At 52.6% G+C, this 9,702-nt stretch carries 11 protein-coding genes; 4 read left to right on the top strand and 7 right to left on the bottom strand.

Translation table 11 applies throughout. The features are described from left to right. Together GXP58_11520 and GXP58_11515 are read right to left on the bottom strand one after the other, a co-directional pair. Positions 1–640, bottom strand: a 640-nt coding sequence (locus GXP58_11520; protein NOY54221.1) for a hypothetical protein, incomplete at its 3' end; no start/stop codon positions are given. Positions 641–1,154: 514 nt separating this feature from the next. Beyond that, positions 1,155–1,406, bottom strand: a complete 252-nt coding sequence (locus GXP58_11515) for a hypothetical protein (GenBank protein ID NOY54220.1) — start codon at positions 1,404–1,406, stop codon at positions 1,155–1,157. On the opposite strand from GXP58_11515, the gene GXP58_11510 reads away from it, so the two are divergent. Then, the gene (locus GXP58_11510; GenBank protein ID NOY54219.1) at positions 1,396–1,608 is read left to right on the top strand and encodes a hypothetical protein; all 213 of its coding nucleotides are present in this window, start codon (positions 1,396–1,398) and stop codon (positions 1,606–1,608) included. The two genes, GXP58_11515 and GXP58_11510, sit on opposite strands and share 11 nt — an antisense overlap. A gap of 78 nt (positions 1,609–1,686) precedes the next feature. Here the strand turns inward: GXP58_11510 and GXP58_11505 are convergent, their stop codons facing one another. The 4 genes from GXP58_11505 to GXP58_11490 form a co-directional block, all read right to left on the bottom strand. After that, positions 1,687–2,100, bottom strand: coding sequence for a DUF86 domain-containing protein (locus GXP58_11505; GenBank protein NOY54218.1), 414 nt, complete (start codon positions 2,098–2,100; stop codon positions 1,687–1,689). Further along, positions 2,093–2,521: a nucleotidyltransferase domain-containing protein gene (locus tag GXP58_11500; GenBank protein ID NOY54217.1), complete on the bottom strand. Its 429-nt coding sequence runs from the start codon at positions 2,519–2,521 to the stop codon at positions 2,093–2,095. Before GXP58_11500 ends, GXP58_11505 begins: the two co-directional genes overlap by 8 nt. Before the next feature lie 341 nt (positions 2,522–2,862). Then, positions 2,863–4,323 (bottom strand): hypothetical protein, encoded by a 1,461-nt coding sequence (locus tag GXP58_11495; GenBank protein NOY54216.1) that lies wholly within the window; start codon positions 4,321–4,323, stop codon positions 2,863–2,865. A gap of 639 nt (positions 4,324–4,962) precedes the next feature. Next, complete coding sequence (locus tag GXP58_11490; GenBank protein NOY54215.1) at positions 4,963–5,142, bottom strand: hypothetical protein; 180 nt, start codon at positions 5,140–5,142, stop codon at positions 4,963–4,965. A gap of 147 nt (positions 5,143–5,289) precedes the next feature. On the opposite strand from GXP58_11490, the gene GXP58_11485 reads away from it, so the two are divergent. From GXP58_11485 to GXP58_11475, 3 genes are read left to right on the top strand one after another with little or no spacing between them, the layout of a single operon-like run. Next, positions 5,290–6,057, top strand: a complete 768-nt coding sequence (locus tag GXP58_11485; protein NOY54214.1) for a glycosyltransferase family 9 protein — start codon at positions 5,290–5,292, stop codon at positions 6,055–6,057. Beyond that, positions 6,057–7,160 carry a glycosyltransferase family 4 protein gene (locus GXP58_11480; GenBank protein ID NOY54213.1) on the top strand — a complete coding sequence of 368 codons (1,104 nt, stop codon included), beginning with the start codon at positions 6,057–6,059 and terminating at the stop codon, positions 7,158–7,160. The genes GXP58_11485 and GXP58_11480 overlap by 1 nt, the downstream gene beginning before the upstream one ends. A 59-nt stretch (positions 7,161–7,219) precedes the next feature. After that, positions 7,220–8,197 carry a glycosyltransferase family 2 protein gene (locus GXP58_11475; GenBank protein NOY54212.1) on the top strand — a complete coding sequence of 326 codons (978 nt, stop codon included), beginning with the start codon at positions 7,220–7,222 and terminating at the stop codon, positions 8,195–8,197. Here the strand turns inward: GXP58_11475 and GXP58_11470 are convergent. Further along, a complete protein-coding gene (locus GXP58_11470; protein NOY54211.1) occupies positions 8,168–9,274 on the bottom strand; it encodes a glycosyltransferase family 4 protein in 1,107 nt (368 codons plus the stop codon). The two genes, GXP58_11475 and GXP58_11470, sit on opposite strands and share 30 nt — an antisense overlap. Positions 9,275–9,702: the final 428 nt, after the last annotated feature.

Genomic DNA, 9,702 nt, shown 5'->3' with positions numbered 1-9,702 from the left:
GGCAGGTGGCGCACTGGACCTTATGCTCGCTGCCGATTTCTTCAAGCTCATCGGCAACGGTGTCTCCGTTCGCGAATTTTGCGGTATTAGGATCGTTGAAGCTATCGGTCTCGTCCGACGGATAGTCGATGGAGATCGGATGGGTCCGGGCCAACGAAGCGGTGTTCCCGCCGATGACGGCTTCACTGTCCATGTCGGAGATGGAGCTATCGACCGGGTTGCCTCCGCCGGCATACTTGTCAAAGGTTCCAAGGGCGACGGTGTCGTCATGGCAGCCGAGGCAGAGAACGGAGGTGCCGTCAGGCTGGTCCATCGGCGAACCATCAAGGACGTAGGTATCGTAGGTCTCGCTGGAGAGTTTCCGGTTCCAGATGAGGGAACTGGTGTCCGTTTTGATGTCGCCGAGACGGCTCAGGCTAAGATTCGGGTTTTCGACATCATGCGGGATGTGGCAGACGCGGCAAATTTCACCGGGGTGCATGTTCCAGGCCACCTCACCAGTGTCATGAGGCGTGCTGGTTGTCGAGAAGTCATGGGGAGAACCGGTGATGCCGTTTGCGCTGCCATCGGCGAAAGAGAAGGATGCCGTCATACCGATGGCGAGAAGCACTGCTGCTGTGATGACTAAAATCTTTTTCATGGTTGTTTCCTTTCTGCTCGAGTTGATTACTGTTGCGTCCAAAATTTCCTGTCGTTACTACTGACTTCCCATTACCCCGTACGTTTTCTCGGCATCACCTCCTTTTTTTGTTTTTTGTTTTCCGACCGATACTATTTCGATCCGGAAACCCGATTGTTGTTGCCCAAGCTATACTGCAAGGGGTGTGCTGTGCCAGAATCCTCTTTTTTGGGGGTGGAATATTTTGGCTGAAGTTTCAAGGTGTTGTGGCGCGTCGGGATCTTGTTGTGTAACTTTCTGACGAATGCCGTGCGTGCTATTCCACAGGGGTGGGGGAAATCACGCAGAGATCGGAGCGTGGACAACAGATATCAAAGGCAAAACCTGTTTCTCGCAGAGGACGCAAAGGTACGCCAAGTAAGATCAAAATCAAAGGCAGGATCAAAGACAGAATAGATCTTGCCTTTTCTTTGCGGTCTTGGCGTGCTTGGCGAGAGGATGGTTTTGGTTTCAAAACGAGGGAGGCTGCGCAGCCTCAGGATATGATCTCCCCCCGCCGGAGTTCCCGCAGGAAGTTCCGCCAGGGCATGATCCGGATCCGTTCCCGAAGAAGAGACGGCCTCTTCGAAAATTCAAGAAAGAGGTCGGTCTTCAGGAAATCGTAGACGGGACTTTCCGGGAAATGCCGGCGTAGAAAGGTCGTCTTTCCCGTCTTGCGGGGTCCCCACAGGAAGGCGGACTGTCCCTTGGGGAGATCGATCTTGAGGATTCTCTGAATGATACTCATCGGGATCTTGCTCCTGATTGGTTCTACTGATATGGATTTTACACCAATCCGGGCGGGAGTCAAGTCTCCTGTGGACGGACAAAAAAGAATTGACCACGGGGAACACGGGGAGTCACGGGGAAAACCCAAGGCATATCTCGCAAAGGACGCCAAGGTACGCGGAGTAAAATCAAAATCAAGGGCAAAGGCAGATATATCTTGATCTTTCTTGGCGATCTTTGCGTGCTTGGCGAGAGGGTGGTGTTGGTTTTTGCAGTTAACGCCAGGGGTGCGGAGAGAATCAAAGAAGGTTGAGGATCTGCCGGATGTATTCTTTGAATCCGGCAAGGGCGAGAGGAATGGTGTTGAAGACCGTTCGGTCGTCGATCTTTTCATAATCATGGACCAGCCGGTTTCGCATCCCTGTTGCCCTGGAGAGGTCCTGCGCCAAAGCCGGGTCGAGAAGACCGGTTTCACCCATTCGCAGGAAGGAGGAGCGGTAATCCTCGACGGCGATACCGCGCATCCTCGCGAGGAGGTGGGCGTTGATGTCCGATGCGACTTCCACCAGCAACTGGATCAGCCGTTCCACGGACCGGTAGTTCGATATCTTACCCTTGTATTCCTCGAATGTGAGAGTCCGGAAGGTCGAAAGTTCGTCGAGGTATCTTTTCAGGGACTCGATCTTTCTCAGGACGAGATCACGATTATACATCTGCAATCCTTCTTAATTCCTCGATCTTTGCCCTGTGGTAGTGCCGTTTCAGAAAATTCATCTCTTCGTAATCCTTGAAGGTCCTGGTGATGAAATCGGCGTATCGTGCGCTTTCCGATTCGTAAAGGAGTGTCCCGTTCCGGATGGCCTCGTACCGCAGGGAACAATCGGCATGGTTTAGGCAGACCACATCGAGCCTGTCGACCTGTATCGAGCTTCTGAGAAGTCCGAGGAGTCTTTCTTCCTGATCCCCGGACAGATGCTCCCGGAAGAGAAACGCAAGGTCCAGATCCCGGGGATTCTGCCTACCGGAGGCTGCGCTGCCGAAGAGTATCGCGAGATCGACATGGCAATCCTTTTCCAGGGCATCCTGAAGTGACGGGCTGGAAAAGATCTTGATGATGTCTTCTTTCAGGGACATGACGGGTCTCGCTTAGAGGGGATTCATCTTGCCCGTCCCATATTCACACAATGCGGTCATAAGATCAAGTTGAATCCGGGCTCCACAGGAACGGCCGGGCAAAAGTCAAGAGGAGTTAACCATTGTAAATTGCAATTTGGATTTTCTTGCCGCAGGGGGGATCTGGGAAATAAAAAAGGAACAAGTCGTAACCGAGCCGGATCAACAGGCTGAATGGGGTCGACGGGATACGCAGCCTCCTTCTCCCATGCGGGGAGAAGGCCGGGATGAGGGGGGGATTTGAAAAACCGGCGGCAAAAGTATACAGCGGCGGAGAACCTGCCGACGCTGGTTCAATTAGCTCAGGAGATGAACCATTCCGGTCCGGCGTGGCTCAGGAACCAGGGGAACCCGGCGTAGATCATGCCGGCTCCGATGATCAGGACGGCTCCCCACCGGACGTAACGGGGGAGACCGTCGGTCAGGTAGTGGGCCATGAGCCCGTAGATGGGGACGATGACGGGGAAGAGGTAGCGTCCCTGGACGGCGGTGTAAAGACTGGATGTCTTCAGGTAACTGTTGTAGTTGACGACCTGCATGAGGATCAGGATGTAAAAGGCGGAAAGCAACACGAGCGGTATGGCCCATCCGGCAAGGTCGGATTCTCTGATCCGCCGGGTCATTCGGCCCAGGAGCAGGAGCCAGAGGAGGATGTAGGGGGTCAGTGCATATCCTTCCTTTTGCATCATACGGTGGGCGGCAATCCCGTGAATGAGGCTGAGCATCCGCTTGCTCCAGATGAAGGCGTATGTCAGGCGGTCCTTGCGCTGGGTGGGGTGCCGTTTTTCCCGGACGGAAATCTCCAGTCCATAGTATGCGGATGCCCGGTCTCCCCTGTTGCGGATCAGTGGGAGCATGCCTACGGCCTGTTCCCAGGAGATCTTTCCCCGTCGGTAAAGATCTGTGATCCGGTCGCGGGCGAATATCCGGTTCTGCATCGCCTGATCTTCCGTCAGAATCTGCATTGCTCCGGGCACAAGGTGGTGATACCGGATGAGGTTGCCGCCGTAGAGGACAACGTTTCCGGTTAGAAGGAGGACGACCAGCACCACGGGTAGAAGATGGCTGCGGGCGGAAAACGGATTCCGAAAGAGATGGATCTCCTTGTTTTTCTTCCCTGCCCGGTTCCTGGTGATCATGACTGCTGCCGCGGCAAGTGCCAGAGCAAAAGCATAGGGGAGAAAGGATGTTTTAGACAGACATCCGGCGAGGAGGGCCGCAGTAAAGAGAAGAAACTGCCCGACCTTTCCGTTTTGGGCGTAGGCCGTCAGGCCGTAGAGGGTGACGACGGCGAGAAGATTGGTCAGGTTGTCGTAACTGACCGCCCCGGCTAGGAAGGAATACATGAGTGTGTTGGCCAGCAGGAGCAGGAACAGAATACGTGCCGCGGCCGATCTGCTGATGGTCCGGAACCATCGCCAGGCGAAATAGAATCCGGTCAGGCCAAGGACGACGTTGATACAGCGCAGGTATATCAGTCCCGAGCCTGGGAAGGGATCGAGGGCGAGAAGCCGTCCCATGAGAAAGTAATAGAGGGTGGGGACGTGAGTGACCAGTCCGTAGCGGTAGGTTGCAGGCGAGTTTACTGGGATCAGGTGTTTTGCGAAGACTTGGGCAAGACCGAAGTGGGTCGTCTCGTCTGGAAAGATCCCCGGTGCGATCCGAAGAGCGAAATAGAAGGACTGAAAGGCGAAGTAGAGAAAGATAGCGATAAAAAACCCGTCCTCGTAAGAAAAGCATCTTTTTTCCCTGTGCTCAAACAATTCTCTCTCTTCTGCTCTTCCGGACGGCCCTGTTTCCATCAGCTTTATTTCTCCGGAGGAAGAATGATGGTCTCGTAAAAAGTCATGAAACCCTTCGATGCTTCGATAAACTCAGCACAGGCCCGCTCAGGGCGAACGATGTAAGTTATTGATATTCCGTTCGTGTGGTTCGGCGAGCTACCGAGCATGGTGAGCTTGCCGAACCACATGCTCGGAAAGCTTAATAGACCGTTCGTGGTGAGCCTGTCGAACCATGAACAGAATCCGGAAAAGGACTTTTTACGACTTCATCAAGAATGAACGTAAATAAAAATATAATAGTATGAACGGAATTTTGAAGCAACTCTTTTCTGCTGTTTCGGGCCTGCCTGGGTCGGGTTCCCAACATAAAGGGGTTGATTCCAAAGCCTCAACCACATAACGGGTTTGTTGAGAAACGCTGGAAGATGGGCAATAAAAACATTTGGAGAAAATATTCGGAAAGGTTGTCAGGAAAAAACAGGTCTTGATTTTTGAGATACCCGTGGAGTAGGATGGGCCTGCTTCCTGATTACCGTCCCGCCGGAATATCCGTCCGCCCGGGATGGGGAAGTCCTCCTGCCGGCCGGATGCAGGGGGCCTGTGTTCGGAATTTTCATTTTAATTCTGCATCATGACCAAAAGGCCATGCCTGTTTCCCGGTGTCTTATCATATCCGTTTCCGGTATCGGAAATACGATTCTCCAGAGCCCGTTTATAGAGGCTGTTCTTGCATCGAAGCAGTTCGAGGTCGACTGCCTCTTCGGGAATTCCGGCATGGCCGCCGTGTTCAGGGGCCATCCTGCGGTCCGTTCATCGTACATCCTTCCGCAGAAGAGATCCCGACTGCCGGGATTGTATCTCTCTCTGCTAAGGCGCAGGTATGATTATGCGGTGAGTTGTTTCCCCTCCAACAGGCCGCAGTTCCATCTGCTGCCGTTTATGATCATGGCAAAGAAGGGGGTAATCCATGATTACGGAAAGAGCGGTTCCTTTTTAGCCGCTCTCTCCAATGTAAAGATCCCTGTTCAACCTGATCTGCATGATGTGGAACAAAATCTGAATCTTCTGGAAGCCTTGGGGATTTCACCCGGTCAGGCGCCGTCAGGTTTGACTTTCCGCATTCTGCGCGAAGACGAAGCGGAAGCGGCGGCATTTATGAGTCAACATGGAATAGGGTCCGGTGAGAGGCTGCTCGGAATCCACGCGGGCGCGGGGCCGCTTAAAGGGAAGAAATGGCCGGTCGGGAGGTTTGTCGAGGTGTCTAAGCGGCTTCTGGCAGGAGGGGCCTTCGACCGGGTCCTGGTGTTTGGCGGAGAAGAAGAGCGCAAGGAGAAGGAGCGGATTGCAAATTCGATCGGGGGGGACAGGGCTCTTTCCGTTAACGCCTGTCTGAATGTGACCGGCGCCATGATCAGGGAGTGCGCCTTTTTCGTGTGCAATGACTCGGGTCTTATGCATATGGCGGCCGCCGTCGGCACGGAGGTGCTGGGGATCTTCGGTCCGACGAACTGGGTGCGGACGGCTCCACGCGGTTCCAGGACACACTTTCTGATGCCGGAGAAAGATCGGTTTCCCTGTGCGCCCTGCCTCGAATATCCCTATGGGGGGTCCTCAACCGCTTTCGGTTGCAATGATGATTCCCGCTGTATGGAGAGCATCGGGGTTCAATTCGTGGTAGAATATATTGAAGGATGTCTTGCGGGCAGAGGGTGATGGATATTGCACTGATAACATATCCGATGGACACGGACCCGTCCGGAATAGGTGTGGTGGTCCGGAACCTGGTTGAGAATATCGTGTCGGTTGATGACAGGAACCGGTATTCCTTGCTCCACCATGCCAAGACGGGGGCCCCCGTGTATTCCGGCAGGGAGGTTCTTTATAAAAGATTCCATTATCTGCCCTGCATGTTTTCGGACAGTTTCTTTCTTTACAGGAATTCCACAAGGTTTGATGTTGTGCACAGGTTTCTTCCCGGCGGTTTTCTCTACAAGGTGGAATCGAAGGTTGTTCTTACCGTACACGACCTTTTCTTCTACAAGCATTACTCTTTCAACAGGAAGTTCCGGGTACGTAACTTGCTGGGACGGTATTTCAACAGGAAAATGATTGAAGGAGCGGATGCCTTGATTGCCGTATCCGAATTTACAAAAAAGGAGATCCTTGCTACATTCAGGGTCGATCCCGGGAAGGTCCATGTCGTGTACAATGCCGTGGCAGGGGATGCACCGGAGGGAAACAGGGGCACGCTGGAAGAGAAGTATGGTATACGCAATAATTATATCCTTTTCGTCGGCACTATTGAGCCGCGCAAAAACCTACTGGGCTTGGTCAGGGCCTACGAGATACTGGCGGGAAAACACGGAGTTGATCTTGACCTCGTGGTTGTCGGCAAAAAAGGCTGGGATTTCCGAACCACGCTGGATTACATAACGAGATCCCGTTATCGTGACCGGATCCGTCTTGTGGGCTATGTGCCGTCGGAGGATCTTGGGTTATTTTATAGACATGCAAACCTCTTTGTCTATCCCAGCCTGATGGAAGGCTTCGGCCTTCCTCCGCTGGAGGCCATGGCTTGCGGGTGCCCTGTGCTCATATCCAATACCTCGTCATTGCCCGAAGTAGCGGATGATCCGGGCATGATGTTTGACCCTCTGGATCTCGGGGAAATCACGGAGAAATGCCTGGCCGTTCTCAACGACAACCATGTAAGAAAGGCCAATCTCGAACAGGGAAGAAAGAATGTCGCGCGTTTCAGCTGGCGGGCTTCGGCCGAAAAACTTGTGCGAATCTATAATAGTCTGGAACATGCATGATGGATATGTTGAATAACGACACGGACAATGAATTTGAAAAACTGTAAAGGGTGACCACCATGAAGTTGATGATCCAGATTCCGTGCTACAACGAAGAAGGAACCCTTGCGATCACGCTCTCCGAACTTCCACGCCGGGTGCCCGGTTTTGACTCGGTTGAGTGGCTTGTGATAGATGATGGAAGTACCGACGCCACGGCGGAAGTCGCATCGGCGAACGGCGTGGACCACATCGTGCGCCTGCCGCGCAACCAGGGGCTGGCAAGGGCATTTATGGCGGGCCTGGATGCATGCATCCGGGCAGGGGCTGATGTCATCGTAAATACGGACGCTGACAACCAGTATTGTGCGGGAGATATTCCGTCCCTTGTGGCTCCTGTTTTATCCGGACAGGCCGAAATTGTTGTGGGCGCCCGCCCGATCGATGAGATTAAACATTTTTCGTTGTTGAAAAGGTATCTTCAAAGACTCGGAAGCCGGATTGTGCGCGGAGTCAGCAAAACGGAGATTAAGGATGCACCGAGTGGTTTTCGTGCTATGAGCCGGGATGCGGCAATGCGTATGAACGTTTTCAATGAATATACCTACACACTGGAAACGCTAATTCAGGCCGGGCAGAAGAACATGGCGGTGATGTCCGTGCCGGTCAGGGTGAACGAGGATTTAAGACCTTCCAGAATTGTAAGAAGTCTTGCATCTTATGTCAGGAAGTCTATTATCACCATCATCAGAATCTTTGTGGTATATAAACCGTTTACGTTTTTTATGAGTATTGGTTTCGCCGCGTTTACAGCAGGCTTCCTGGTTGGTCTCCGGTTCCTGTATTATTATGTGAGCGGCAACGGGTCCGGTCATATTCAATCTCTCATCTTTGCCAGTATTCTGCTCGGGGTTGGTTTTCAGACCATACTGGTGGCCTTCCTTGCGGATTTGTTGAGTGTCAACCGAAAATTGATGGAAGAAGTGCAAACCCGGTTAAGAAAAGGCAATCCATCGGTCCAGGCTTCGTCAGGGTGCGGGCCTGTGATCAAGAACTGAGCGGTAGAATCCAAATTGTTGAAGCGCTATGGTTTTCCAGGCAAACCGTCGGGCCCGTTCTCTGCCGGCTGATCCGAGTTTTACCCGTTTTGCGCGGTCATGGAGCAGAAGATTCATCTGCCGGGTCAACTCTTTTGCATCCTCCGGTTCGACAAGGACAGCCGTCTGCTCGTCGATGACCGCCTCGGAGAGACCCGGGATCTTCGTGCCGATGACCGGCTTGCCGGCGGCATTTGCTTCCAGTGCGGTGATCCCCCATCCCTCGAAGCGGGAAGGCATCACGAGAAAGAGACAGTCTTTCAGCAACTTCAATTTCTCTTCATCGGAAACCCTGCCCAGTATTTTAACATGCTTCCCCAGGTGATGCTTGTGTACCATGTCGCGCAGCATGTCCATGCTGCCGGGCTCCCCCCCGCCCGCGATCTTCAGCAGAATTCCCTTTGCGTCCACTTCCTTAAAAGCATTGATCAGTATGTCAAGCCCCTTCATGTAAATATCGATCCTGCCGAGGAACAGAATGTATTCTTCCTCCTTGGGTATTAATTTGAATATTTTTTCGGAAACGCCGTTCGGTATGGCAATCACATTCTTTCCCGGATATCCGGTGACGATCCTGTCTTTCAATGCCTCGGATGGAGTGATGATGTTTCGTGCAAGGCGCAGGAAAATTTTCTCGGAGATCGTTGCCGGGAATCCCATGAGCGGATGAGCGGATAGGGAATGTGATTCTATGGAATGATGCATGATATAAATCACAGGTTTCCCGGTAAAGAGGCTTGCAAAACACGGGGCATAGGCGGAGAAGTCCACGACGACAATATCGCAGGGCTTGCGCATGTAAAACGGGGCCAGGAAGGTGAAGCTTGTACGGCTTGCCGGATAGGAAAGAGAGGAACCCGTGCGGATGTAATCAACTCCGTTTATGTCCTCGTTCTGTGCGCCCGGGAATTTACCCGTGACAACAGCTACGGAGTGATCGCCGACGAGGCGTTCATTGATCACACGAGCCCGATATGCGCCTCCGCCGCCACACCATGGGTTTTGCGGGTCGTCGTAAATGAAATGCAGGATCTTCACCGGAGTTTCCCATGGTTTATCCAAGACCGTAATTTGAATTTCAAGCGCGGGATGGCCTTCTGCAAACCTAAGGTGTCCAACGCTATATTTACTCCCCTGTCCATGAATGCATAAACATATTCAAGAGCACTTAACACCTCAGCTCTGCCGTTTACTTTCTTCGCTTTGAACACTTCTTTGTATGCATTGGTCCATCCTTGATCCGATTTCCCGTCCAACCGCATATTCGCTAATTGTTTGGACAACGATCGGAATTCCACGTTGCCCAAAAAAAATCTCAGTAACAGTTCATAATCCATCGCGTATTTGAAATCGGTACGGAATAACCCATGTGTCTCATATACGGATTTCCTCACAAATACCCCCGGGTGTTGTATCGACATGCGCCTGTTCAAACAAGACGGCCTTGGGTAGGATACATACATAAA

Source organism: Deltaproteobacteria bacterium, from assembly GCA_013151235.1.
In the GTDB taxonomy this organism is placed as follows: Bacteria; CG2-30-53-67; CG2-30-53-67; order CG2-30-53-67; family CG2-30-53-67; genus JAADIO01.
The sequence above is the reverse complement of the archived record's forward strand: the minus strand, read 5'-3'. Positions and strand labels throughout refer to the sequence as shown.

Excerpts from the sequence above, each read along its gene's own strand:
- GXP58_11510 (NOY54219.1), top strand. The coding sequence starts at position 1,396 with ATGATACTCATCGGGATCTTGCTCCTGATTGGTTCTACTGATATGGAT.
- GXP58_11515 (NOY54220.1), bottom strand. The coding sequence starts at position 1,406 with ATGAGTATCATTCAGAGAATCCTCAAGATCGATCTCCCCAAGGGACAG.
- GXP58_11505 (NOY54218.1), bottom strand. The coding sequence starts at position 2,100 with ATGTATAATCGTGATCTCGTCCTGAGAAAGATCGAGTCCCTGAAAAGA.
- GXP58_11500 (NOY54217.1), bottom strand. The coding sequence starts at position 2,521 with ATGTCCCTGAAAGAAGACATCATCAAGATCTTTTCCAGCCCGTCACTT.
- GXP58_11490 (NOY54215.1), bottom strand. The coding sequence starts at position 5,142 with ATGGCCCCTGAACACGGCGGCCATGCCGGAATTCCCGAAGAGGCAGTC.
- GXP58_11485 (NOY54214.1), top strand. The coding sequence starts at position 5,290 with ATGGCAAAGAAGGGGGTAATCCATGATTACGGAAAGAGCGGTTCCTTT.
- GXP58_11480 (NOY54213.1), top strand. The coding sequence starts at position 6,057 with ATGGATATTGCACTGATAACATATCCGATGGACACGGACCCGTCCGGA.
- GXP58_11475 (NOY54212.1), top strand. The coding sequence starts at position 7,220 with ATGAAGTTGATGATCCAGATTCCGTGCTACAACGAAGAAGGAACCCTT.